This is a genomic window from Caulobacter sp. GW821-FHT10F06, from assembly GCF_058809215.1.
The window spans coordinates 490,666-514,488 of the sequence record NZ_JBXASK010000001.1 but is presented as its reverse complement, the minus strand read 5'-3'; the positions used below and the strand labels follow the sequence as shown (position 1 = coordinate 514,488).

Below are 23,823 nucleotides of genomic sequence, written 5' to 3'. Positions count from 1 at the left end.
GATATCAGTCACGCTTGGCGCCGGAATTTCATTTCTAACCGGTTTGTAATGAAACACGCTTGAAACCGAGGCCGGAATGTGGCGGCCAGAACGAGGTTCTCGCCGCCACCGTCCCCGACGCCTAGAACATCGCCCGGCCCGACAGGCGCATATTGTACTTGGTCTGCTTCTTGGCCGCCTCGGCCCCGCCTTCCAGCGCCAGGTACGACATCGAGGTGCCGGCCCGCACCGCGAAGCCCAGGGTCACCGCGCCCTGCTTGTCGTTCAGGGCCGACATCGTGAAGGGCGTGCCATTGCGGAAGCTGGCGACCGTGTCGCCGATCTGGCCGGCCAGGGTCTGGCGATAGCCGACCCGCACCTCGGGACGCCACCAGACCTCCTTGCCGAACTGGGCGCCGAACACCAGGCCCGCGTCGCCGCTGAGATTGGTGAAGTCGCGCGACTGGACCGTCAGGTCGAAGCCGTCGCCGCCGCCGGTCTCCACCCGCTTGCCTTCGCCGAAATAGACATAGTCCAGCCGGGCCTCGGGCCGGGCGAAGAAGCGCCCGAACTTCTGCTCGTAGGAGACGCCGGCGAAGGCGTTGGCGGTGACGCCGTTCCAGTGGGCGGTGTTGGTGACGATGACGTCGGCCGTCCCGTCGCTGTCGGTGTCCTCGCTGATGAAGCTGCGGTCGCCGGTCAGCCAGCCATAGCCGGCCCCGCCGCCCAGGTTCACCCGCCAGCCGCCGATGGCCCGCCGCCAGTAGGCCCCGCCCTGCACGAACGACGCCGTCGTCTCCTCGCCGACCTTGGCGAAGGTGTCGTGCTCCTCGATGCTGACCACGGCCAGGGTCAGGCCCAGCGCGCCGCCCGCGTCGCCCATCGCCTCATAGCCGGCTACGAAGCCCAGGGCCTGGGTGTCCGAGCCGAGAGTCTCGCCATCCTCGCGGTGCACCAGCGTGTTGATCTGCTGCACCCAGACGCTGTCGGGCCCGTAGCGGTCCTCCAGGTCCGGTCGGATGGCGGTGGCCGCCGAGATCTGCTGGTTCACCGACTGCAGCGCGGCGAACATCCCCTCGCCCTGGCTGGGCAGCATCTGGTTGTAGAGGTTGTAGAAGCCGTCCTTGCTGTTCTGGGCCAGGAAGGCGCTGGCGATGTCGCTGTCCTGGCTGAGCGCGGCGAAGATCGCGTCATAGGCCGCGCTCTGCGAGACGGTCATGCCGGCCTCGGCCGCCGTGCGGCGACGCACGTCGACATAGACGCTGTTGCCGCCCTGATAGGCGTTGGCGACATAGAGGAATGGCGCGTCGCCCAGCAGGTCCTGGCTGATCGCCCCCGCCGTCAGGGTCCCGGCCTTGATCACCTCGTAGGTCGTGGCGTTGGTCAGCAGGTTGTTGAGCACCAGGCCCAGGTTCGCGCCGGTGGCGATGTTGGCGGTGTCGACCACGAAGCGGGTGGCGGTGTCGGCGGCCGGATCGACGCTGAAGATCAGCTTGCTGGTCGCGCCCAGGGTCAGGCTGGTAGCCTTGATGTCGGTGGTGTTGGTCAGGCCCAGCGTGCCCGAGGCCACCGTGACGTCCAGCTTGCCGTCGCTGTCGGTGAGCTTGGTCAGCACCGAGGCGCCGCCGTCGATCACGAAGGTGTCGGCCCCGTCGCCGAACGAGATGTCGCCCACGACCGCGCCGTTCAGGATCTTCAGGGTGTCGTCGCCCGAGCCGAACAGCACCTGGCCGACGATCAGCGACTCGTCGGCGTCGTCCACGCCGTCGCCGTCGGTGTCGGTGTCGGCGACCCCGTCGTCATTGTCGTCGCCGTCGTTGATGCCCGACTGCACCACGGTCACGCCGGTGGTGTTCTTGCTGACGTCGATGGCGATGGCCTTGCCCGTCACCGTCTCGTCGGTGGCGTCGGTGTTGTCGTCGTCGGTGTCGTAGTCGTCGTCCGTAGCGGTGACATAGGCGGCGATCGAGCCGTTGTTGGTGATGCTGGTCAGCGTGCCGGCGTTGTCGAGGATCGCATACGACGTGCCCTTCTCGCCGGCGACCGTGGCGGTGATCGAGCCGGTGTTGAGGATGCTGGTCATCGACGCGCCTTCGTCGATGACCACGCCACGGGCCGAATAGTCGCCTTCGGAAATGCTGTAGCCGGAGATCGAGCCGCTGTTCCACAGGGTGTCGGCGATCGCGCCGGACTTCAGGCGCAGGGCCGTGGTCTGGGCCTCGTAGGCGGTGCTCGACAACGCGCCGGCATTGCGGATCCCGCCGGTGATCAGGGTCGAATAGCCGGCGTCGCCGCCGATCTGCACGGCCGAGGTCTCGACATTGTCCAGCGAGCCGTAGGCGCCGACCGAGCCCTTGATGATCAGGCCATAGGCGTCGTCGCCCGCGCCCACCGCGCCGATGGTGACGGTGTTGGCGTCCGAGCCGATCTTCAGGGCCGGCGAGCCTCCATAGACGGTGACCGAGGCCGTGCTCTCACTGCTGTCGGTGACGCCGTCGCCGTCCTCGTCGTCGCTGGTGTCGTCATTGGTGTCGGTGGGCGGCGCGTCCAGCAGGATCCCGCCCGTGACATTGGCCGTCACCCGCACCGCCGAACCGCTCTCCAGCTTGTCGTCGGCGTCCAGCAGGGCGCGATCATCCGGATCGGTGATGCGGCTGGTGTAGCGATAGCCCAGCGCCGAGACCGTGCCCTGGACCACGAAGGCGCCGTCGACATTGGCGTCGATGGCCACGCCGGTCGAACCCTCGCCCGTCACCGCCACCGAGCCCTCGACGGTGACCTTGCCCGTCACGCTGTTGGCGACATGGATGCCGTAGCCTTGGTCGCCGATGACCGTGATCGTGCCCGAATTGGTCAGGTTGCCGACCAGGCTGGTCTCCAGGGTGACGCCCGCCGAATTGACGCCCTCGATATAGATCGTGCCCGAAGAGTCGCTGGTGATGTCGCCCGTGAAGGTCTCCGGACCGGTGACGCGGATGCCGTAGCGGTTGGTCCCGATCGCATAGGGCGTGTCGTTGTCGCCGTCGTCGTCGGTGTCGTCGTAGTCGTAGTCCTCGGTCAGGCTGATCGAGCCGCTGTTGAGCACCGTGCCCTTGTGGCCGCCAAGCACCAGGATGCCGACCGAGTCGTTCTGGTCCACGCTAGCCAGGCCGCCGTTGTTGGTGACCGTGTTGTCGCTGTTGAGCGTGACCAGGGGGCCGGTGACGCTGAGGGTGATCACCCCGTCGGCGGTGATCTTGACGTCGTCCGCCGAGCCGCCGTTGGGCGCGGCCGTGGTGATGGCGGTCGTGCGCGAGCTGCTGGTGACCTCCACCTCCGCGAGGGCGGCGCCGGCGCAGGCGAGCAAGGGAGCGGCGGCGGCCGTGGCGACGAGGAGCTTACGCAGCATAGAGAGACCTTCACGAGAACCGTCGAAGGCCTACCGGGGCGGGGTGGCGCAGGCGTGTCTGGCTTGTTGCCCACTGGTCGGGCGCGGATATCTGGCGTTTCGGGCCGCCAATCCTCGAAAGCGTCACAGGTACTTGAGCAGGCTCACCGACGAGAGCGAGCTGATGGTCGAGTACAGCGCCTCCAGCTGGGTCTGGTACTGCACCACCAGCACCGCCGCCTGGGACAGGTCGGCGTCCTTCAGCTCCGAGGCCAGGCTGTCGAGGGTGTCGATCTTGGTGGTGTTGCGCTCGACCAGGCTGGACAGCGAAGCGGCCTGAACGCCCAGCGTTTCCTGCACGCCGCCCAGGTCGGTGATCGACTCGCCGACCAGGTCGACGGCCGAGGACAGCACGCTGGTGTCGCCGGGATTGGCGATGATCGAAGACAGCGCCCGGGCCAGGGTCTCGAAGGCGGCGTTGTCGGCCGAGACCGACAAGGCGGTCTTCGTGCCGTCCGAGGCGGTGAAAAACCGCCCCGTCGACGAGCCCTGGTAGTAGCCCGTGTCGCCGCTGGTGGTGGGATCGTAAGTGGCGTCGCTGAAATCAACGGGCGCCGTGTCGACCGCATTTCCGGAGAACAGATACACGCCGGCCAGGTCGCCGTTCAGCTGGGTCTGCAGGTCGTCCAGCCAGCCCTGGGCATAGGTGGCCAGGGTGTCGGAATCGATCGGCGAGGCGCTGATCAGCGAGGTCAGCTGGCTCTTGATGGTGGTGGCCAGGTCGGCGATCTCGCCCACCGCCGAATAGGCCGCCTGGACATAGCTGCCGGCGCTGTTGGCGGCGGTGTTGTCGGCCGTCAGCCGCGAGGACTGGCTGGCCAGCTTCAGCACCGAGGCGGCGTCCTTGGACAGTCCGCCGAAGCTGGTGGACTTCAAGCCCGAGGCTTCCTTGGCCTGCTGGTCGGCCAGCCGCGCCTGGGTCTTCAGGCTGGCGGCGATCATCGTGCTGGTGTGCGAGAAGGTGGCGATCCGGCTAATCATCTAGCTCACCATGCTGATCAGGGCGTCGAACAGGTCCTGGACCATCGAGATCAGCTGGGCGTTGGCCTGGTAGCCCTGCTGGTAGACCTCGAGCAGGGCCAGCTCCTCGTCGAGGTTCACGGCCGTGACATTGGCCAGCCGCGTGGTGGCCGCGTCGTGGGTCGCCGTGGAGCTCTCGGCCTGGTCGGCGGCGTCCGAGATCATCGTCGCGGCCGTGGAGACGAAGCTGGAGGCGTAGTCCAGCAGGCTGGACTTGCCGGCGGTCATGTTGCCGGCCGCGGCGAACGTCACGTCGGCGGTCAGCGCGGTCAGCAGCGAACTGGCCACGCTGGCGTCCGAAGTGAAGGCGGTGGGATCGGCCAGCAGCGTGTCGGACACAGCGATGTCGACGGCGCTGGTCCCGGTAAAGGTGTCGGCGGCCACCGAATTGACCTGGGTGATCAACGCCGAGGCCAGGCTGTCGATGGCGTCCTGCTCGCCGACCAGGGTGTCGTCGCGCAGGGTGATCAGTCCGCCCAGCGAGCCGCTGGTGATCGTGGTGGTGACGTCCTTGCCGTTCAGCATCACGCCCGAGATCGTGTCGGGATAGACGGTGTCGGCCGAAAGGCTGCTGGACGCGGCATAGGACAGCTTGGCGGCGCTGGCCCCCAGCAGCTGGTCGCCGCTGGTGGTGTAGATCGCTACCTTGTTGTCGGACGTCACATAGCTGGTGACGCCGATCATCGACGACAGGGTCGCCAGTTCCGCGGCGCGTTGGTCCTCGAGGGTGGTGGTGTCGCCGCCCTGGGCCGTGGTGGTGACGATCTGGTCGTTCAGCGATTGCAGCGTCGAGAGGCTGGAATTGATCGAGTCGACGGTCGTGGCGATCTCGGCGTTGGCCTGAGTGCGCAGGTCCTGGATGTCGCTGGACAGGCTGTTGAGCGCGCTGGTCACGGCCGAGGCGGCGCTGACCACCTGGGCCTTGGTGGCGCTGGTCGCCGAAGAGGCCAGGCCGCTGATCGCGGTCTGGAACGCGTCCAGCAGGCTGGAGACGTCGTCGCCGCCGTCCACCGAGCCCAGGCTGGCGTCGTAGGTCTGCATATAGGAGTCGATGGCGCTGTCGCGGGCCGCCGCCGAGGCGGTCTTGATCACGGTCTTGGACAGGAAGGAGTCGGCGGCGCGGGTGACGACGCTGCTGGACACCGCCGAGGTGGTGCTGGTCGCCGACGTCGCCACCGTCTTGCGGCTGTAGGTCTCGTCGTCGACATTGGCGACGTTCGTCTGCGAGACCGCCATCTGGTACTGGGCGGTCGTCAGGGCCGAGCCCGCCGAGGTCAGGATCGAGGTCAGCGACATGGCTGGTTACCGTCGCTGGCGCGCCGGCGCGTAGCCGTCGATGGCCCGCAGGCCGTGGTTGACCGAGCGCAGCCGCTCGCGCTCGACGGCCAGATCGCCCTCCAGCTTGGCCATCCGTTCGTCGAGCGCCTGGCGGACGTCGTCGAGGTTCGACAGCATCAGCAGCCGCGCCTCGCCCTTCAGCCCGTCCAGGCCGCGCGCCACGGCCTGGGCCAGGGCGATGGCCTGTTCGACGCTGTCCACCACCGGTTCGGCGGCCTGGGCGTTCCGGGACCGCGCCGCCTTGATTGTGAGCTTTGCGACCGTGTCCATGGTCAGCGCACCGACTGCATCAGCGTGTCGAACATGTCGCCGGCGGCGCTGACCACCTGCGAGGCCGCCGAATAGGCCTGCTGGGCGATGATCATCTTGTTGAACTCCGACGCGATGTCGGTGGTCGAGCCCTCCAGCGCGCTGGCCACCAGACTGCCCGCCCCGCCCTCGCCCGGCAGGTTCAGGTGGACCTGGCCGGCGGCGGTGTTCTCGTCATAGGTCGTGCCCGACACCAGGGTCAGGCCCTTGGGGTTCGAGAAGGTGGCGATCGGAATCTGGTAGATGGCCAGGCTGATGCCGTTGTCGAAATTGGCGGTGACCAGGCCGTCGGCGTCGATCGAGATGCCCGACAGCTCGCCATACAGCGCGCCGTCCTGCTCGGTGGTGACGTTGCTGATGCTCAGCGTCGACGAGGTCGAGGCGTACTGCGTCACGCCGTCGGTGCCGCCCACCGTGCCGATGTCGAGGCCGATCGCGCTGTCGGCCGCGCCGCTGCTGAAATCGGTGATCGAAAAGTCGAGGTCGGGGGTCACCGACTCCAGCGAGCCGTCGGTGGCCGAGAAGTTGACGGTATAGGGCCCGCCGGTGATCGTGCCTGACTGGGTCGTGCCGTCCGAGGTCAGCACGGGGTCCGACAGGGTCAGCTCCCAGGCGTTCTCGCCGGTCTTGGTCCAGGTCTGGCCGACCGTGTGGCTGACGCCCAGGCTGTCGATCAGCTGCATGCTGGTGGTGAAGCTGTCGCCCACCGCGGCGTCGGCCGGCAGGTTGGCGCTCATGGTGATGGTGCTGGTCGCCTTGGCGGTGCCGCCGATGGACGACAGGTTGATCGCCTCCAGGCCCGTCAGGTCATTGGTGTTCGAGGCCAGGATGTTGCCGTCCGCGTCGGTCGCGAACCCCATCAGGTAGAAGCCTTCGGTATTGACCAGATAGCCGTCGGCGTTGGCCTCGAAGCTGCCGTTCCGGGTGTACATGTCGGCCGAGGCCGCCGCCGTCGGATCGCTGGTGACGACGAAGAAGCCGCTGTCCTGGATGGCGATGTTGGTCGCCACGCTGGTCGAGGCGATGGTGCCCTGCACCGTCATGCCCTGGCTGGACTTGGCCGTGACCGCGCTGGTCGAGGTCGACGAGCCCTGGCCGCCGCTGACCAGCGCCTGGAAGTAGACGTCGGTGGTCTTGTAGGCCGTGGTCGACGAGTTGGCGATGTTCTCGGAGATGGCCGAGAGGGCGCGGCTCTGGGCGGTCAGGCCCGAGACGGCGGTGGAGAGCGCTGCTGACAGGGACATGCGATCAGCTCCCCGAGGCCAGGAGCGAGACCTGGGTCAACACGTCGGCCATCGTGTCCGACATGGTCGACAGCGTGTCGTTCATCGAGATCTGCTGCTCGAGGCCCGAATAGGTCGCCAGCTGGCTGGTGAACTCGGTGGGATCGGTCGGATCCAGCGGGTTCTGGTTGGTCAGCTGCGTCATCAGCAACTGCAGGAAGTCGGTGGTGCCGAGCGCCAGGCTGCTGGACGAGGACGACGTGGTCGTCGCGGCCGTGGTGGTGGCGGAGGTGACTGTGGTCATCGGAGCCCTCGCGGTTGAAGTGTCGCGACGCCCAGCGGCGCCGATCGAAAACTTCAACGGAGGGTCGGGGACGGATGGGGCGGAGAATTTTTCGGGGCTTGAACGGCCGGCTCAGGACGCCCCCTCCGTCACGATGCGTATCCGCATCGCGCCACCTCCCCCGCACGCTTCGCTACGGGGCAGGAGGGTTTAGCCGTTCTTCTCCTGCCCCGTGAAACGGGGGAGGTGGCGCGGCGCCGATAGGCGACGTGACGGAGGGGGCGCACGACGCGTCCGAAGAGACCCTGCAAAAAAACACCGCCCCATCCGCGTCCGCCGTCCCGTTGAAGCTTCGAAGCGCGACCACCAAGAACGGGGGGCCGCTTCCCGTTCGGGACTTTCCCCGGCGGTCTCCCGAAGAGAAGCGGATTAGAAAATGCCTGTTATCTCGACCAACACAGCCGCCAACACCGCGCTGCGCTACCTGAACAACAACTCAGCGGCGCAGAGCGAGTCCCTGGCGAAGCTGTCGAGCGGCTCGCGCATCGTGAGCGCCAAGGACGATGCGTCGGGTCTCGCCATCGCCACGTCCATGAACGCTGACATCTCCGCGTTGAACCAAGCCGCCACCAACGTCACGAGCGGCACCTCGGTGCTGAACACGGCCGACGGCGCCCTGTCCAACATCGCCGACATCCTGCAACGGATGAACGCGCTGACGGCCCAGGCGCAGTCGGGCAGCTCCAGCACCGACGACCTCTCGTACATCTCGGCCGAGTACTCGCAGCTGACCGAGGAAATCGACGACATCGCCACGACCACGACCTTCAACGGCGTGGCCCTGCTCGACGGGACCTCGTCCTATTCGAGCGGCGTCGACTTCATGGTCGGCACCTCCAGCACCGACGTCATCACCGTCACGCTGGACGGCGCGGACTCGACCACCCTGGGCCTGACGACCACCGCCATCACCGACTCGACCACCGCCCAGACCGCGATGGACGAGATCGACACCGCGATCACCACGATCTCGGAGATGCGCGCGAACGTCGGCGCCAGCCTGTCGCGTTTCGAATTCCGGGGCGACGTCATCAGCACGTCGCTGGAGAACCTGGAATCGGCCGAGTCCTCGATCTCGGACGTCGATATCGCGAGCGAGCAGACCAACTTCACCAACTATCAGACCCTGACCAGCGCAGCGATTTCGGCCCTTTCGCAGGCCAACTCGATGAGCCAGTCGCTTCTGAAGCTGCTGCAGTAGTCGGTTCGACACCTGGCGGGAGGGCCTTCGCGGCTCTCCCGCCGCACTTCCTGACGCGGCGCCCATGACCACGACCAGCTCTGTCTCAACCAGCGGTTCGACGTCCTACCTGACGGGGACGATCTCCGGTCTCGACACCGACGCCCTGATCGAGGCGGCGGTGGCGCAGAAGACCGCGCGCGCCGACACGCTCGAGGCCAAGGTCACCGCCAACACCACCAAGATCAGTTCGTACCAGACCCTGCAGGGCCTGCTCAGCGACATCACCGACTCGATGTCCGCCCTGAAGTCGGTCGCCTACAGCAGCCTGTCGACCACTACCGGCAACGCCTTCGACGAGAAGGAAGCCTATCTGACTGCGTCCGACGGCTCGGACGCCACCGACATGCTGGCCGTCAGCGCCGACGCCGACGCCGTGGCCGCCTCCTACACCCTGACCGTCAGCCAGCTGGCCAAGGCGATGAAGGTCACGTCCACGGCCCATGATTCGACGACCGCGCTGGGCCAGGCCGGCGACTTCACCATCGGCGTCGAGGGCGGGACCACCGCCACGATCGCGATCACCGCCGACATGACCCTGAGCGGGCTGGCCGACGCCATCAACGCCCAGTCCGACACCACCGGCGTCAACGCCACGCTGCTGAAGGTCGCCAGCGGCAGCTACCAGCTGGTGCTCTCGGCCAGCGACACAGACGTCGATATCGAGATCACCGACACCAGCGGCGCGGCCCAGGCGATCGGTCTTACCGACGGCGACGGCGCCTTCGCCAACGTGCTTCAGGCCGCCCAGCCGGCCATCGTCACCATCGACGGCATCGAGGTCACCAGCTCCAGCAACGAGCTGACCGACACCATTCCCGGCCTGTCGATCTCGCTGCTGCAGGTCACCACCGACGGCCAGTCGATCACCCTCGACATCGAGGCCAACTACGAAGACATCAAGACGGCGATCACCGACTTCATCACCGCCTACAACGCCCTGCGCGACTTTGTCACGACCAACCAGACGGTCGGCTCGGACGGCACGGTGTCGGACGACGCGGTGCTGTTCGCCGACAGCCAGCTGCGCGGCGTGGCCAAGCAGTTGTCCAGCCTGCTGACCGGAACCACCGCCTCGGCGGACGACACGGTCTCCACCCTGGCCGACCTCGGCATCACGCTGAACGACGACAACCAGCTGGAGCTGTCGGACGAGACCACGCTGGACAATCTGCTGCTGTCGAACCTGGACAGCATCCAGGCCTTCTTCGAAAGCAGCTTCACCACCAGCGACAGCGCCCTGAAGCTGCTGAAGAACGACACCACCCGCTCGTTCGATTTCACCCTGGACGTCACCGTCACCGACGGCGCGATCAGCGACGTCACGGTCGGCGGGGTCAGCGGCCTCTTCACCGTGTCGGGCAGCCGGATCGTCGGCGCAGAAGGCTCGATCTACGAGGGCCTGTCCTTCGCGCTGGTCGCCTCGGCAAGCACGTCCATCGACGTCTCGCTGCAACAGGGGTTCGCCGACCGGCTCACCACCCTGGTCGACGCCTTCTCCAACACCTCGACCGGCACGATCCAGACCGCGATCGACAGCCTCACCACCACCGACACGGCCCTGACCACCAAGGCCGAATCCATCCGCGACGACGCCGAGACCTATCGGACCAAGCTCGTCGCGAAATACGCGGCCATGGAGCAGGAGCTCTACGCCGCTCAGATTCTGCAACAGCAGATCCAGGCCATCCTAGGAGCGAGCAGCGATGACGACAGCTAACCAGGCGGCCTCCGCCTACAAGGCCTCACAGCAACTGAACCAGCACCCGCGCGACATCCTGTCGGCTGTGCACGAGGAACTCTATCGCGCGATAGTCTCGGCAAAAGCTGCCCATGAGCAAAATGCGCTCGATCAGATGTGCGCCCACCTGGCGCGCGGGGTGCGCATTCTTACCGTTCTCGCGACAACCCTGAATTTTTCCGCAGTCGGCGGAGATGGGGTTCGGTTACGGCGATTCTACATGGAGCTGCTGAATCTGCTCAATCGCGGCGGTCGCGGAAACAGCATTGCAGAAACGCATCAAACCGCCCTCGATTTGTTGCGGCCGCTCTGTCGAGAATTTCGCAAAAATTCTCAAGATTGATCGTCGTGACAATTCAGTACATATCGAACGTGTACATTAAGAATACTTGTTACAGGCACGTGGATTGCTTGGCATCGACCGCATACTTCAGCGGACAGCCAAATGACCGTGTTCGACATCAATGATCTGCCCACCCCGTCGTCTTCAGACCGTGCGAGCCTGCTCGCCTGGACCGACGAAGCCCTGTTCGAGGCCTGCCGCGGCGGCGATGAGACGCCGTTCCGCGTGCTGGTGGATCGTCATGCCCGGCTGGTGCGTCGACTGGCGCTCAACATCCTGGGCGACGAGCATGAGGCCGAGGACGTGGCGCAGGAGGCCTTCGTCGCCGCCTGGCGCCATCGCGAGCGCTGGTCGCCGGAAGCGCGCTTCACGACCTGGTTGCACCGCATCGCGGTGAACAAGGCCATCGACCGCTATCGCGGCCGCCGCGTCACGCCCGAGCCGCAGGAAACCATCACCCGCCTGGTCGATGCGGCGCCCGCCGAACCGACCGACAGCCAGCACCAGATGCTGGAAAGAAAGGAGACGTCAAAGACGCTGCAGGACCACCTGGCCAAGCTGCCCGACAGCCAGCGCCAGGCTTTGACAATGTTCTATTTCGAGGACCTGGACGTGGCTAGAATAGCCGCCGTCCTGGAAACCACGGAACAAGCCGTGCGCTCGCTGCTCAAACGCGGCAAGCAGGCGTTGCGGACCACCCTCCAGAGACAGAAGAAGATCTGTGACCATGGACCTTTCGCATTTTCGGGAGCGCCTCTCGGCGCTCGGCGCTGACCTCAGTCGCTGGCCCGCGCAAGACGCCGACGCCGCGGTCGAACTGCTGGCCGCCTCGGACGAGGCGGTGATGCTGTTCGCCGAGGTCAGCGGCCTTGGGCTGGACGCCCAGGACGAGACCGCTTTCCTTGACGTGGTGCTGAACAAGACCCGCCGCCCATGAGGGCGGCGGGCGCGACACGTTCTAGAATGACGCCGTGAGCGAAGCCACCACGCCGCCCCCGGCGCGGTCGCTGTCGACATAGCTCAGCCCGGCCGAAACGGGTCCGAAGCGCCGCGACGCCGACGTCGACCAGTCCCACTTGCCACGCGGGGCGAAGGCTCCGCGCTCATAGCCGGCCTGCACGCCCAGCTTCACCGCGCCCGGCGTCCATTCCAGACTCGCGAAGCCGTAGCGGTTGTCTTCCGAGCCGAGGGCCTTCTGGCTGGGCGCGTATGCGCCGCCCACCGTCGCGGTCCAGACGTCGAAGGCGCGGCTGACGCTGACCGGCGCCTCGAAGAAGGCGACGTCCCGCCCGCCTGGATAGGTGTAGCGTGTCACGGCGGCGTCGATGTTCAGCCCTGCCGCCTCGCCCGACCAGCCGACGCCATAGTCGACCTCCAGCGTCGCGCCCTTGCCGTCCGCGCCCGCGCCATATTCGTCGATTGTCGACGCCCAGACCGAGCCGTAGAGACCGCTCGCCCCGGAGGCCGTGACGCCGCCCTGCACGGCCGGAGCCTTGTCCGACAAGGAAAACCCGCGATATCGATAGTCGGAAACGACGCCCAGCTCATAGCTCAGCGACACGCTCGTCCCTTCGGCGGCACGCACGCTGACAGGCAGGGCAAATGTTGTCGCGGCCAGGATCAACGGCGCGAAGAATTTAGACATGTCGCCCTCCAAAACAGGCGAACAATCAGGACCTCAACGACTAAGGATTGCATAACAACCGCCACCCCGGACGTCGTGCGGCCAAGGGCCGCACTTTACGACTTGCTAGTCTTGCCGACGGTATCGGCAGCAATGGACCAACCCGCCCCCATCTCCGAAACGCGACGCCTGCGTTCGATTCACTGGATCGTGGGCTCGACGATTGTCCTGGTGCTGGTCTCGATCCTTGGCGGTCTGGCCCTGATGCTGTTCGCGGCCAAGCAGCTTGATCGCATCGAAAGCCTCGACGAACGCGAGTTGGTCGAGCGCACGATCCAGAGCGATCTGACGCGGATGACGCGCGAACTCACCTCGGCGACAGTCTGGGACGACGCCTATGGGGCCATGGGCCCGTCTCCCGACATGGCCTGGGCCGACCTCAATTTCGCCGAGTACTATCATCGCTATTTCGGTCACGATCTGACCTTTGCCCTGCGCGACGGCAAGATCACCTACGCTTCGCTGGCCGGAGCGCGCGTGACCCAGTCCGCCTTGGGCGCCCTGCCCTCCGACGCCCGGATGCTCATCGACGCCGTCGCGGCCAAAGCCGCAGTCGCCCATGCGAAGGGCAATTTCGGCCTTGAGGGCGCCACGACCGGAGCCGGACTGATCCGTTCGGGCGATGAGGTCTATTTCGTGGTCGCCGCCGACACCATCGTGGAAAGCCAGGCCGCGGTCGCGAACCGACGTCAGCCGCCGACCATCATCGTCTCGGCGCGCCGGATCAGCGGCGCGGTGATCCGCAACATGGAACAGGCGCTCGACGTTCCTGGCCTGGCGCTCGTCGCCCGCGCCGAGGCCAAGGCGCCCAAGGTCGACCTGATCGACGCCCAGGGAAAGCGGATCGGCGCCCTGACCTGGACCTCCGTCAACCCGGGCATGTCCCTTTTACGCAGCGCCGCGCCCTGGCTGGCTCTGGGCTTCCTGGTCATGGCCGCGGCCGGACTGGTGCTGTTCATGCGGGTGAGAGACTCTCTGGCCAAGCTGGCCGAAAACCGCCTGGCCCTGATCGAAGCCAAGAACCAGGCCGAGGCCGCCAACATCGCCAAGACCCAGTTCCTGGCCAATATGAGCCACGAAATCCGAACGCCCCTGAACGGCGTCCTGGGCATGGCCCAGATCATGGAGGCCGACCAGCTCTCGGGGCCCCAGCGCACCCGGCTGCGGATCATCAACGAGTCCGGCGCCGCTCTGCTCCGCCTCCTCAACGACATCCTGGACATGGCCCGGCTGGACTCCGGCGCGATCCGGCTGCGCAACGAGACCTTCGATCTGCACACGCTGGTCGAGAGCACCAGCGCCGCCTTCTCCGGCGCGGCGGCCAGCAAGAGCGTCCTGCTGGACCACGCCCTGGCCCCGGAATGCGAGGGCGACTGGGTCGGGGACCCCATGCGCCTGCGGCAGGTGCTGGGCAATCTGGTGGCCAACGCGATCAAGTTCACCGACCATGGCTCCGTCCGCCTGACCGTGCGGGAGACCGGCAAGGGCGTGCGGTTCGCGATCAGCGACACCGGGATCGGCATCGATCCGAAGGATCAGTCCAGCCTGTTCGCCAAGTTCTCCCAGGTCGACGGCTCGTTGACCCGCGCGCACGAAGGCTCGGGCCTGGGCCTGGCGATCTGCCAGGAGCTGGTCCAACTGATGGGCGGCAAGATCAAGGTCGACAGCAGGCTGGGGGAAGGCTCGACCTTCCACTTCGACATCCCGCTGCGCCGGCCCCACATCGCCCGTCCCGCCCGGCGCGTGGCGGCGAAGATCTAGGCGGAGACCAGCTCGAAGCTGCCCGCCAGGCCGTCGACCGACGAATTGGCGACCCAGACGTCGAACATCCCCGGCTCGACGATCCAGTGGTCCTCGTCGCCGACGAACATCAGGTTCTCGCGCTTGAGCTCGAACTTCACCTCGCGGCTTTGCCCGGGGGCCAGACTGACGCGCTGGAAGCCCTTCAGCTCGCGCACGGGACGGGTGCGGCTGGCCACGCGGTCGCGGACATAGAGCTGCACCACGTGCTCGCCATGCACCTGGCCGGTGTTGGTGACCTTGGCGGTGATCCGCTGGGTCTCGCCCCAGGACAGCTTTTCCTCGCTGAGCTTCAGATCGCTCAGGGCGAAGGTCGTGTAGCCCAGGCCGAAGCCGAACGGATAGAGCGCCTCGTTGCGGATCGACCGCCAGCGGGCCTTGTACTCCTGGGCGTTGGGATCGACCGGCGCGGGACGGCCCGTGGTGCGGCCATTGTAGAAGAACGGCTCCTGGCCGCTCTCCAGGGGAAAGCTGACCGGCAGGCGGGCCGAGGGATTGACCGCGCCGAACAGCACGTCGGCCACGGCGTTGCCCATCTCGCTGCCCAGGAACCACGTGGCCAGGATCGCCTTGGCGTCGCGCACCACGCCTTCCAGGGCGATGGCGCGGCCATGGCGCAGCAGCACGACGACGGGCTTGCCAGTGGCGGCGATGGCCTCGGCCAGGCGCTGCTGCACGGCGGGGATGCGGATGTCGGTGCGCGACTTGGCCTCGCCGGTCATGTCCTGGCCCTCGCCTACCGCCAGCAGCACGATGTCGGCGCCTTGCGCCGCCGCGACCGCGCGCTCGAAGCCTCCGGCGATCGTGGTCTCGACCTCGCAGCCGCGCTCGACGATCAGGGAGCCGGGGTCGGTCATGGCCGCGCGAACGCCGGTGGCCAGGTCGACGTTCAGTCCCCGGTCGGCGAAGAAGCCGCCCCACGCGCCCAGCACATTGTCCTTGTCATCGGCGAACGGACCGATCAGGGCCAGGCGCTTGCCGGCGCGCGGCAGCGGCAGGATCGCGCCCTCGTTGCGCAGCAGCACGATCGACTTCGCCCCGGCCTCGCGGCTCAGCGCCCGCATCGCCGGCGTGGCGGTGCGCGCCGCCTCGGCCTTGGGGTTGATCGAGCGATAGGGATTGTCGAACAGCCCCAGCGCCTCCTTCAGCATCAGCACCCGGCGCACCGAGGCGTCCACCGTCGCCACCGGCGCCGCGCCCGAGGCGACCAGCTCCGGCAGGTAGCGGATGTAGAGGCCGCTCTGCATGCTGATGTCGACGCCGGCCAGCAGGGCCAGACGCGCCGCATCGCGATCGTCCTGGGCGTAGCCGTGGGCCACCAGCTCCTGGTCGGCGGTGTAGTCGGAGATCACCACGCCCTTGAAGCCCCACTCGCCGCGCAGGATGTCGGTCAGCAGGCGCTTGTTGGCGGTGGCGGGCACGCCGTTGATGTCGTTGAAGGCCGACATGGTGGTCAGCGCCCCGGCCGCGAACGCGGCCTGGAACGGCGGCAGGTGCACCTCGCGCAGGGTGGCTTCGGACAGCTCGACGGAATTGTACTCCAGCCCCGCCGTCACCGCGCCATAGGCGGCGAAGTGCTTGGGCGTGGCCAGCATGCTGTCGTCGGCCTTCAGGTCCTTGCCCTGGAACCCGCGCACGCGGGCGGCGGCCAGAACCTCGCCCAGATAGACGTCCTCGCCGGCGCCCTCGGCCACCCGGCCCCAGCGCTGGTCGCGGGCCACGTCGACCATCGGCGCGAAGGTCCAGTGTAGGCCGGACGCCGAAGCTTCCGAGGCGGCGGCCCGGGCGGTGCGCTCGGCCAGGTGCGGATCGAAACTGGCGCTCTCGCCCAGCGGGATCGGAAACACGGTGCGGAAGCCGTGGATGACGTCGGCGGCGAAGATCAGCGGGATCTTCAGGCGCGAACCCTCGACCGCCGCCTTCTGGGCCTCCAGCGCGCCGGCGGTCCCCACGCCGTTCATCAGTACGCCGATGCGGCCGGCCTTGATCTCCGAGATCAGGGTCTGGGCGTTGCGGATATTGACTAGCGGGTTCATGTCGCCGATCGGCGGGCGGATCATGTCGGCGAAGCAGCTGAGCTGCCCGGCCTTCTCCTCGATCGTCATCTGGGCCAGCAGGGCCTCGATGCGATCGGAGCCGCGCGCGGCGACGACGGCGCGGGCTGGTGCGGTGATGGCGAACCCGGCGATGGCCGCGGCTCCGGCGAGCATGGACCTGCGGCTCGGCCCGGACCGGCCGCCTTCACTCGCCTTCGACACCATCGATTCCCTTTACGCGCCTTGAGGCGGGCAACCTCGCCGCTAAAAGCGACAGGCGCAACCGGGCTCGCCTGTGGGGTTTGCCCCGGCGAACACTCGCGTCCGCTACTCCGCCGCCGCCAGCGTTTCGGTGGGAACGCGGCCCGCGTTGTAGACCTCCAGATCCAGGATCCCCTCGCGCTTGGCCACCAGGGTCGGCACCAGCGCCTGCCCCGCGACGTTCACCGCCGTACGGCCCATGTCGAGGATCGGGTCGATGGCCAGCAGCAGGCCCACGCCTTCCAGCGGCAGGCCAAGCGTCGACAGGGTCAGGGTCAGCATCACCGTCGCGCCGGTCAGGCCGGCGGTGGCGGCCGAGCCGATCACCGACACGAAGACGATCAGCGCATAGTCGGTGATCCCCAGGTGCAGGCCGAAGAACTGCGCCACGAAGATCGCCGAGATCGCCGGATAGATCGCCGCGCAGCCATCCATCTTGGTGGTCGCGCCCAGCGGCACGGCGAAGGCCGAATAGGCGCGCGGCACGCCCAGGCTCTGCTCGGTCACCGCTTCGGTCACCGGCAGGGTGCCGACCGACGAGCGCGAGACGAAGCCCAGCTGGATCGCGGGCCAGGCGCCGGCGAAGAACTTCACCGGGTTCAGGCCATTGGCGGCCAGCAGGATCGGGTAGACGACGAACAGCACCAGGGCCAGCCCGACATAGATCGCGCCGGTGAAGGCGCCCAGCTGGCCCAGGGTGGTCCAGCCATATTGCGCCACGGCGTTGCCCAGCAGGCCGATGGTGCCGATCGGCGTCAGGCGGATCACCCACGACAGCACCTTGCGCACCACCACCAGGGCCGAGGCGTTGAAGGCCAGGAAGCCCTTGCCCGCCTCGCCCGCCTTCAGGGCCGCGACGCCGGTGACCAGCGAGATCACCAGGATCTGCAGCACGTTGAACGACAGCGAGGTCTTGGCCGCGCCGGTGTCGCTGATCGAGGTCGAGGCGTTCAGGCCCAGGATGTTGGAGGGCACCAGGCCCGTTAGGAAGTCGAGCCACGAGCCGTTGGTCTTGGGCGCATGGGCCTCGGCGGCGGCGACCGTGGTGTGCAGGCCCGGCTGCAGGACCAGGCCCAGGGTGATGCCGATCAGCACGGCGATCAGGGCGGTGACGGCGAACCAGAACAGGGTGCGCCAGACCAGCCGCGCGGCGTTCTGAAGTTCCGCCAGATTGGCGATGCTGGCGACGATGGCGGTGAACACCAGCGGCGGCACCAGGGTGCGCAGCAGCTGGACGAAGATCGAGCCGATCTGGCGAAGGGTCTCGGCCAGCACGAAGCCCGCCTGCCCCTTTTCCGGCCCCAGCTCGCGGGCCAGCAGCCCCAGGCCCAGGCCGATGACCATGGCGATGAGCACCTGAAAGCCGAACCCGCTGATGAAGCGGTTCTTGGAAGTCGCGGCGGCGGCCATGATCGATCCTGAAAACAAGTCTGGACGCTGAATGTCGTGCCGGGACCGGGGAATTACCAGCAAGGAAATTCCTCAAGCGCCTTCAGGAAAGCTGAGGTTCGGAGAATGTTCGAAACCGCGCCGACACGTATTGTCACGCTTGGGGATTCCGTGAAAGACAACCTTGGGGGCTGCCGCGCGCTAAGCGCGAGCCAGCAAGGTTTGCTTTCGTCGCCGTTGGGCGCGCGCGGCGGCCGCGACGGGGGCAATCGATGGCGACGCTGAACTTCAACACCGCGACCCAGGCTCAAGCCGACGGCTTCACAGCCAATGACACCCTCCAGGTGTCGGCCGGGACGGCGCCCAGCCTGGTCGTCGTCGAAACCGGCGCCGACCTCTCCCTGACCCTGGCCGGCAAGACCCTCGTCTTCAAGACCGCCACCCTGGCCGGCCTGGGCCGGACGACCTTCGTCGACGGCTCGGTCTTCGTCTACGGCGCGGCCGCGTCCGAACTGATGACCGGCGGCATATACGGCGACTACCTGCTCGGCGGAGCCGGCGCCGACACCATCAGCGGCGGCCGCGGCATGGACGTCCTGTTCGGCGGCGACGGCGCGGATTCCATGCTCGGCGGGGCCGACGACGACTTCCTGCAGGGCAACAAGGGCCAGGACACGCTCGACGGGGGCGAACACTCCGACACCGTGCTCGGCGGCCAGGACGACGACAGGCTGTCGGGCGGCGACGGCGGCGACTATCTCCACGGCAACCTCGGCCGCGACACCGTCGACGGCGGCGAGGGCCGCGATACCATCCTGGGCGGGCAGCAGGACGACCTGATCTACGGCGGCGCCGGCGACGACACCATCTATGCCGATTTGGACAACGACCGCGTCTATGGCGGCGACGATTCCGACACGATCTATGGCGGCCTGGGCGCGGACCAGCTCTACGGCGAAAGCGGCGACGACGTCATCTGGGGCGGCGAAGGCGCCGACACCCTCGACCCGGGGTCGGGCTCCAACATCGTCCATGGCGAAGGCGGGGACGATCGGATCGTCGCCGACGGCGGGTCCGGCTCCAACGTCCTCTACGGCGAGGGCGGCAACGACACGATCTATTTCAATGGCGGAACGGGCGTCGATTCCATCTATGGCGGGGCCGGGAACGACTGGCTTGGCGGCGGCGCCGGCGACTATGTCGATGGCGGCGAAGGCAACGACGCCATGGGCGTCAGCGGCAACGGCGGCTACGCGTTCGGCGGCGCGGGCGACGACGTCGTCAGCGGCGGCGACTGGAACGAGATCATCTCCGGCGGCGACGGCAATGACCGGCTCAATGGCTATAACGGCAACGACATCATTTACGGCGGCGCCGGCGAAGACCTGATCGACGGCAGCAACGGCGCCGACACGATCGACGCCGGGGACGGCATCGACAACATCAACGGCGCCACCGGGGCCGACTCCATTCTCGGCGGCGGCGGAGACGACGATATCGACGGGCTGTCGGAGAACGACACCATCGATGGCGGCGCGGGAGACGACTGGATCGACGGCGGCGGCGACGACGACCTTCTGCTGGGCGGCTCGGGCAACGACACCCTCATGGGCGGCACCGGCAACGACACGCTGATCGGCGGCACGGGCGTGGACGAACTGCGCGGCACCTGGGGCCGCGACGTCTTCTCCTTCGCCACCGGCGACTCCGGCCTGACGTTCCTCGAATTCAGTCCCACCAGCTCGGTCGATACGATCAAGTCGTTCGACCCGATCCTCGACAAGATCCATCTCGACGTCAGGCCGGTGCTGTATTCGGAGGCCAGCGCCGACCAGGCGACCTATGCCGACGCGCTCAGCCTGGCCAACAAGTACTTCGACACCAATCCGTCGGCGACCGTCTACGGCGCCTATGTGTCCGGCTACGGCCTGTTCATCTTCGTCGACTCCGTCGGCTCCACCAGCGCGGACTACGCCATTCGACTGTTCGGGACCACGGCCGACAACTTCGATGTCAGCCACTTCGACTGAGGTCGTTCGTCTGTTTGCTCCGTCATTTCGCCCTTGTGGCGGGAGCCCCCTCGCGGTGGCTATCTGACGTCTGGATGCGGCGCCTGCACTGACGTCTGCGCACGCCCCGTGCGGCCTTCATCCCGCCCTCAGTGCGCGTCGGCCGGCGGCTTGGCGTCCAGCGGTGGGGGGCGACAGAACGGCGCCATCACCAGGGCCGCCAGGAAGATCCACGACATCAGGCGGAAGACGTCGTTGAAGGCCAGGGTCAGGGCCTGGCGGCCGACCACGCGCGCCATCTCGCCCTGGGCCATCAGCAGGGCCTGGGCCGGGTCGCTGGTGGTCTCGCCGATCCGGGCCGCTAGTTGCGCGATGAAGGCCGTGCCCGACGCGCCCAGGTGGCCCAGGCCCTCGCCCAGATAGGCGGCGTGGATGCGGGCGTTGTCGCCCAGCCAGGTGTTGACCACGGCGATGCCGATGGCCCCGCCCAGGTTGCGCATCAGGTTGAACAGGCCCGAGGCGTAGCGCAGCTCGGTCATGGCGAAGCCGTTCAGGGCCAGGCCGACGCTGGGCACGATGCACAGCATGATCGCAAAGCCCCGCAGCGCCTGCGGGATCAGCAGGGCCGAAAAGCCCCACTCGCTGGTCATGTGCGAGGTCAGGAACAGGCTGGCGGCGAACAGGGTCAGGCCGAAGCTGATGACCATCCGCTGGTCGACCTTGGTCGACAGCCGCGCGGCGATCACCGTCGACAGGATCTGGGCGATGCCGGTGACGAAGACCGTCGTGCCGATCTCCAGGCTGTTATAGCCGCGCACCCGGCCCAGGAAGACGGGGATCAGATAGGTCGAGGAATAGAGCCCGAAACCGATCACCAGGTTGAACACGCAGGCGAAGGCGAAGGTCGGCTTGCGGAAGGGCGACAGCTTGACGATCGGCCCGCCCGACCGCAGCGAGCGCTCGACGAACAGCGCGAAGGCCACCAGCGACACCCAGGCGGCGATGGCGATGTGGCTGTCCTCGAACCACTGTTTGCGCGGGCCTTCCTCGAGCACGAACTCCAGCCCACCCAGGAAGACGGCCATCGCCACCAGGTGGGAGTAGTCGATGGTCTTGAGCATCTTGAAGTTGGGCCGATCGACCTTGATGACGCTGATCGCCAGCAGGGTGACCAGGGCTCCGGGGACGATGTTGATGTAGAAGATCGCGCGCCAGCCGACCGCCTCGGTCAGCCAGCCGCCGACCGTGGGGCCCAGGGTCGGGGCCAGCACCGAGACCATGCCCAGGATGGCCGGGATCATCGCCCGCTGCGGTCCGGAGAACATCGCAAAGCCCGTGGCGAACACCGTCGGCACCATCGCCCCGCCGGTGAAGCCCTGCAGTACGCGGAACAGGATCATCGAGTCGATGTCCCAGGCCATGCCGCACAGGGCCGAGGAGATCGTGAAGAGGCCGGCCGACAGGGCGAACAGCCAGCGGGTCGACAGAGCCTGGGCCAGGAACGCCGCGAACGGGATCATCACCAGCTCGGCCATCAGGTAGCCGGTCTGCACCCAGCTGATCTCGTCGGGTCCCGCCGACAGGCCCGCCTGCACGTTGTTGAGCGAGGCTGCGACGATCTGGATGTCGATCAGGGCCATGAACTGGCCGAACGCCATTACGCCGAAGATCAGATACTTGATGCGGTCGGGCAGAGCGCCCGGATCGATCGGGGCGGCCTTCGCTGTCGGAGCGCTCCCTGTCGAGCCGAAAGTCGCGTCGGTCATGTCCGGCCCTTGAAAGTATGATGTCTATAATATTATATGGATCATACCAACCGAGGCCGCAAGTCATGCGCTACGACGCCGAGCACAAGCAGAAGACCCGCGAGCGGGTTCTGAAGGAGGCCGCCAAGGCCATCCGGGCCGAGGGGCCACACAAGCTGGGCGTGGCCGGGGTGATGGCCCGGGCCGGCCTGACCCATGGCGGCTTCTATGCGCACTTCCCGTCCAAGGAGGCCTTCGTCGCCGAGGCGATCGGCCAGATGTTCGAGGACGGCCCTACGGCGATGCTGAAGCGCGTGGCCGACCAGCCGCCGCGCCAGGCGCTGCGCAACTACATCAACTTCTACCTGTCGGCCTCGCACCGCGACACGGTGGACGGCGGCTGCCCGCTGCCGTTCCTGGCCGCCGAGGCGCCGCGTCTGGCCCAGGCCTCGCGGGAGCGCTACGCCAAGGGCGCGGCCAGGCTGACAGAGATCCTGGCCGCCCACCTGGCCGGCATCGACTTTCCCCATCCCGAGGACGAGGCCAGCGCCATGCTGTCCCAGATGGTCGGCGCCGTCAGCCTGGCGCGGGCCGAGACCGATCCCGAGCGCTCCGACGCCATCCTGGCCCGCTCGCGCGCCCAACTGAAACGCCGCTTTGGCCTAGAGGCCGCCCAATGACCGACGCTACGTTCGACGGGGTCTCCGCGCCCGCCGCCGCCAGGACCAAGGCCCCGTTCTCGCGCAAGACCGTGCTGGCGGTCGGAACCGCGATCGCCGTGGCGGGGATCGGCGGCGCGCTGATCGCCATGCCCAAGAGCACGGTCTCGACCGACGCGGCCTATGTCCAGGCCGACAGTTCCAGCGTCGCGCCCAAGGTGCGGGGCCTGGTGTCCGAGGTGCTGGTCGACCACAATCAGACCGTTCGCAAGGGCGACCCGCTGGTGCGCATCGACCCGGAGGAGTTCGACGCCCGCGTCGCCGGCGCCCAGGCCGATCTGGCCAACGCCCAAGCCGAGGCCGCCGCCGCCCAGGCCGCCATCGTCGCCCTGGCGGCTGAGGAGCGCCTGGCCGACAGCAACGTCCGCGCCGCTCGCACGGCCATCGTCTCGGCCGATGCGCAGAGCGTCCGCGCCCAGGCCGACCGCAAGCGCTTCGAGGACCTGGCCGACAGCGGCGCGGTGGCCCGCCGCGACGTCGAGCGCTACCGCGCCGCCGCCATCAGCGCCCAGTCCGACGCCGACCGCAGCCGCGCGCAGCTGGACATCAGCCGCGACCAGGTCGGGGTCACCCAAGCCAAGCGCGCGACCCTGGCCGCCGCCCTCGCGAAGGCTGAAGCCTCGGTGGCCCGCGCCCGCGCCGCCCTGCTGCTGGCCGACCAGGACCAGGGCCACGCCCTGATCCGCGCCCCGATCGACGGCGTGGTCGGCGACCGCCAGGCCGAGCCCGGCGACTATGTCCAGCCCGGCACGCGCCTTCTGACCATCGTGCCGATGAAGGCCCTCTACGTGATCGCCAACTTCAAGGAGACCCAGGTCGCCCGCATGGTCGTGGGCCAGTCGGCGACGATCAAGGTCGACGCCCTGGACGGCAAGCCGCTGACCGGCCGCGTGGAAAGCTTCGCCCCGGGCTCGGGCTCGCAGTTCTCGCTGCTGCCGTTCGAACCCGGCACGGGCAACTTCACCAAGGTGGTGCAGCGCGTGCCGGTGCGCATTGCCCTCGACCCCGGCCAGAAGGGTCTGGACCGGCTGCGTCCGGGTCTGTCGACGACGGTGAAGGTGCGGTTGAAGGGGTAGGGGTCTCTCCTGAAGCATTCCCTCAAAGCTTGTCATCCCGGCCGCAGCGAAGCGGAGAGCCGGGACCCAGGGGCAACCGCGATGCGCCGGCCCCTGGGTCCCGGACAGCGCTGCGCGCTTCCGGGATGACAAGGTTTGTTT

Annotated in this window: 19 protein-coding genes and 1 pseudogene; 10 read left to right on the top strand and 10 right to left on the bottom strand. The window is 67.6% G+C overall.

Going from position 1 to position 23,823, the window contains the following annotated elements; translation table 11 throughout:
• Positions 1-121: 121 nt before the first annotated feature.
• The 6 genes from AC1RUS_RS02410 to AC1RUS_RS02385 form a co-directional block, all read right to left on the bottom strand.
• Complete coding sequence (locus AC1RUS_RS02410; protein WP_492912648.1) at positions 122-3,367, bottom strand: autotransporter outer membrane beta-barrel domain-containing protein; 3,246 nt, start codon at positions 3,365-3,367, stop codon at positions 122-124.
• Positions 3,368-3,490: 123 nt separating this feature from the next.
• The gene (locus tag AC1RUS_RS02405) at positions 3,491-4,387 is read right to left on the bottom strand and encodes a flagellin (RefSeq protein WP_492912646.1); all 897 of its coding nucleotides are present in this window, start codon (positions 4,385-4,387) and stop codon (positions 3,491-3,493) included.
• Positions 4,388-5,722, bottom strand: coding sequence for a flagellar hook-associated protein FlgK (gene flgK, locus AC1RUS_RS02400; RefSeq protein WP_492912644.1), 1,335 nt, complete (start codon positions 5,720-5,722; stop codon positions 4,388-4,390). It abuts the gene before it with no gap.
• Between the two features lie 6 nt (positions 5,723-5,728).
• Positions 5,729-6,034 (bottom strand): hypothetical protein, encoded by a 306-nt coding sequence (locus AC1RUS_RS02395; RefSeq protein ID WP_492912642.1) that lies wholly within the window; start codon positions 6,032-6,034, stop codon positions 5,729-5,731.
• 2 nt (positions 6,035-6,036) lie between these two features.
• On the bottom strand, positions 6,037-7,317 hold the full coding sequence (flgE, locus tag AC1RUS_RS02390; RefSeq protein ID WP_492912640.1) for a flagellar hook protein FlgE: 1,281 nt from the start codon (positions 7,315-7,317) through the stop codon (positions 6,037-6,039).
• A 4-nt stretch (positions 7,318-7,321) separates the two neighbouring features.
• Positions 7,322-7,600, bottom strand: coding sequence for a flagellar hook assembly protein FlgD (locus tag AC1RUS_RS02385; protein ID WP_492912638.1), 279 nt, complete (start codon positions 7,598-7,600; stop codon positions 7,322-7,324).
• 415 nt (positions 7,601-8,015) lie between these two features.
• Here AC1RUS_RS02385 and AC1RUS_RS02380 point away from each other — a divergent pair, with 415 nt between their 5' ends.
• The 5 genes from AC1RUS_RS02380 (at position 8,016) to AC1RUS_RS02360 (ending at position 11,900) form a co-directional block, all read left to right on the top strand.
• Entirely contained in the window at positions 8,016-8,840 is an 825-nt protein-coding gene (locus tag AC1RUS_RS02380) for a flagellin (protein WP_492912636.1), read from the top strand.
• Between the two features lie 64 nt (positions 8,841-8,904).
• Entirely contained in the window at positions 8,905-10,599 is a 1,695-nt protein-coding gene (fliD, locus tag AC1RUS_RS02375) for a flagellar filament capping protein FliD (RefSeq protein ID WP_492912634.1), read from the top strand.
• Positions 10,586-10,963, top strand: a complete 378-nt coding sequence (locus tag AC1RUS_RS02370) for a flagellar protein FliS (protein ID WP_492912632.1) — start codon at positions 10,586-10,588, stop codon at positions 10,961-10,963. The genes fliD and AC1RUS_RS02370 overlap by 14 nt, the downstream gene beginning before the upstream one ends.
• A gap of 102 nt (positions 10,964-11,065) precedes the next feature.
• Complete coding sequence (locus AC1RUS_RS02365) at positions 11,066-11,737, top strand: RNA polymerase sigma factor (RefSeq protein WP_492912630.1); 672 nt, start codon at positions 11,066-11,068, stop codon at positions 11,735-11,737.
• On the top strand, positions 11,691-11,900 hold the full coding sequence (locus AC1RUS_RS02360; RefSeq protein WP_492912628.1) for a hypothetical protein: 210 nt from the start codon (positions 11,691-11,693) through the stop codon (positions 11,898-11,900). The genes AC1RUS_RS02365 and AC1RUS_RS02360 overlap by 47 nt, the downstream gene beginning before the upstream one ends.
• A gap of 21 nt (positions 11,901-11,921) precedes the next feature.
• On the opposite strand, the gene AC1RUS_RS02355 is transcribed toward AC1RUS_RS02360, so the two are convergent.
• Positions 11,922-12,608 (bottom strand): TorF family putative porin, encoded by a 687-nt coding sequence (locus tag AC1RUS_RS02355; protein ID WP_492912626.1) that lies wholly within the window; start codon positions 12,606-12,608, stop codon positions 11,922-11,924.
• A gap of 132 nt (positions 12,609-12,740) precedes the next feature.
• Between AC1RUS_RS02355 and AC1RUS_RS02350 the strand changes: the two genes are divergently transcribed.
• Positions 12,741-14,408, top strand: a complete 1,668-nt coding sequence (locus tag AC1RUS_RS02350) for a sensor histidine kinase (protein WP_492912624.1) — start codon at positions 12,741-12,743, stop codon at positions 14,406-14,408.
• Here the strand turns inward: AC1RUS_RS02350 and AC1RUS_RS02345 are convergent.
• Both AC1RUS_RS02345 and AC1RUS_RS02340 read right to left on the bottom strand, forming a co-directional pair.
• Entirely contained in the window at positions 14,405-16,708 is a 2,304-nt protein-coding gene (locus AC1RUS_RS02345) for a glycoside hydrolase family 3 N-terminal domain-containing protein (protein WP_492912622.1), read from the bottom strand. The genes AC1RUS_RS02350 and AC1RUS_RS02345 overlap by 4 nt on opposite strands.
• A gap of 102 nt (positions 16,709-16,810) precedes the next feature.
• Positions 16,811-18,154 (bottom strand): dicarboxylate/amino acid:cation symporter, encoded by a 1,344-nt coding sequence (locus AC1RUS_RS02340; RefSeq protein WP_492912620.1) that lies wholly within the window; start codon positions 18,152-18,154, stop codon positions 16,811-16,813.
• Between the two features lie 251 nt (positions 18,155-18,405).
• On the opposite strand from AC1RUS_RS02340, the gene AC1RUS_RS02335 reads away from it, so the two are divergent.
• Positions 18,406-20,163 carry a calcium-binding protein gene (locus tag AC1RUS_RS02335; protein ID WP_492912618.1) on the top strand — a complete coding sequence of 586 codons (1,758 nt, stop codon included), beginning with the start codon at positions 18,406-18,408 and terminating at the stop codon, positions 20,161-20,163.
• A gap of 128 nt (positions 20,164-20,291) precedes the next feature.
• On the opposite strand, the gene AC1RUS_RS02330 is transcribed toward AC1RUS_RS02335, so the two are convergent.
• Complete coding sequence (locus AC1RUS_RS02330) at positions 20,292-21,908, bottom strand: DHA2 family efflux MFS transporter permease subunit (protein WP_492912616.1); 1,617 nt, start codon at positions 21,906-21,908, stop codon at positions 20,292-20,294.
• A 65-nt stretch (positions 21,909-21,973) separates the two neighbouring features.
• Between AC1RUS_RS02330 and AC1RUS_RS02325 the strand changes: the two genes are divergently transcribed.
• The 3 genes and pseudogenes from AC1RUS_RS02325 to AC1RUS_RS02315 form a co-directional block, all read left to right on the top strand.
• Positions 21,974-22,567 (top strand): TetR/AcrR family transcriptional regulator, encoded by a 594-nt coding sequence (locus tag AC1RUS_RS02325; RefSeq protein ID WP_492912614.1) that lies wholly within the window; start codon positions 21,974-21,976, stop codon positions 22,565-22,567.
• Entirely contained in the window at positions 22,564-23,682 is a 1,119-nt protein-coding gene (locus AC1RUS_RS02320; RefSeq protein WP_492912612.1) for an HlyD family secretion protein, read from the top strand. Before AC1RUS_RS02325 ends, AC1RUS_RS02320 begins: the two co-directional genes overlap by 4 nt.
• Positions 23,683-23,691: 9 nt before the next feature.
• Positions 23,692-23,787: pseudogene (locus tag AC1RUS_RS02315) on the top strand (hypothetical protein); the annotation flags it as partial.
• Positions 23,788-23,823 lie beyond the last annotated feature (36 nt).

Bases quoted from the DNA above. Each gene is read 5' to 3' on its own strand.
- fliD (WP_492912634.1), top strand. From the start codon at position 8,905: ATGACCACGACCAGCTCTGTCTCAACCAGCGGTTCGACGTCCTACCTG.
- AC1RUS_RS02320 (WP_492912612.1), top strand. From the start codon at position 22,564: ATGACCGACGCTACGTTCGACGGGGTCTCCGCGCCCGCCGCCGCCAGG.
- flgE (WP_492912640.1), bottom strand. From the start codon at position 7,317: ATGTCCCTGTCAGCAGCGCTCTCCACCGCCGTCTCGGGCCTGACCGCC.
- AC1RUS_RS02395 (WP_492912642.1), bottom strand. From the start codon at position 6,034: ATGGACACGGTCGCAAAGCTCACAATCAAGGCGGCGCGGTCCCGGAAC.
- AC1RUS_RS02350 (WP_492912624.1), top strand. From the start codon at position 12,741: ATGGACCAACCCGCCCCCATCTCCGAAACGCGACGCCTGCGTTCGATT.
- AC1RUS_RS02335 (WP_492912618.1), top strand. From the start codon at position 18,406: ATGGCGACGCTGAACTTCAACACCGCGACCCAGGCTCAAGCCGACGGC.
- AC1RUS_RS02365 (WP_492912630.1), top strand. From the start codon at position 11,066: ATGACCGTGTTCGACATCAATGATCTGCCCACCCCGTCGTCTTCAGAC.
- AC1RUS_RS02405 (WP_492912646.1), bottom strand. From the start codon at position 4,387: ATGATTAGCCGGATCGCCACCTTCTCGCACACCAGCACGATGATCGCC.
- AC1RUS_RS02370 (WP_492912632.1), top strand. From the start codon at position 10,586: ATGACGACAGCTAACCAGGCGGCCTCCGCCTACAAGGCCTCACAGCAA.
- AC1RUS_RS02385 (WP_492912638.1), bottom strand. From the start codon at position 7,600: ATGACCACAGTCACCTCCGCCACCACCACGGCCGCGACGACCACGTCG.
- AC1RUS_RS02355 (WP_492912626.1), bottom strand. From the start codon at position 12,608: ATGTCTAAATTCTTCGCGCCGTTGATCCTGGCCGCGACAACATTTGCC.
- AC1RUS_RS02325 (WP_492912614.1), top strand. From the start codon at position 21,974: ATGCGCTACGACGCCGAGCACAAGCAGAAGACCCGCGAGCGGGTTCTG.
- AC1RUS_RS02360 (WP_492912628.1), top strand. From the start codon at position 11,691: ATGGACCTTTCGCATTTTCGGGAGCGCCTCTCGGCGCTCGGCGCTGAC.
- AC1RUS_RS02345 (WP_492912622.1), bottom strand. From the start codon at position 16,708: ATGGTGTCGAAGGCGAGTGAAGGCGGCCGGTCCGGGCCGAGCCGCAGG.
- AC1RUS_RS02380 (WP_492912636.1), top strand. From the start codon at position 8,016: ATGCCTGTTATCTCGACCAACACAGCCGCCAACACCGCGCTGCGCTAC.
- AC1RUS_RS02330 (WP_492912616.1), bottom strand. From the start codon at position 21,908: ATGACCGACGCGACTTTCGGCTCGACAGGGAGCGCTCCGACAGCGAAG.
- AC1RUS_RS02410 (WP_492912648.1), bottom strand. From the start codon at position 3,367: ATGCTGCGTAAGCTCCTCGTCGCCACGGCCGCCGCCGCTCCCTTGCTC.
- flgK (WP_492912644.1), bottom strand. From the start codon at position 5,722: ATGTCGCTGACCTCGATCCTGACCTCGGCGGGCTCGGCCCTGACGACC.
- AC1RUS_RS02340 (WP_492912620.1), bottom strand. From the start codon at position 18,154: ATGGCCGCCGCCGCGACTTCCAAGAACCGCTTCATCAGCGGGTTCGGC.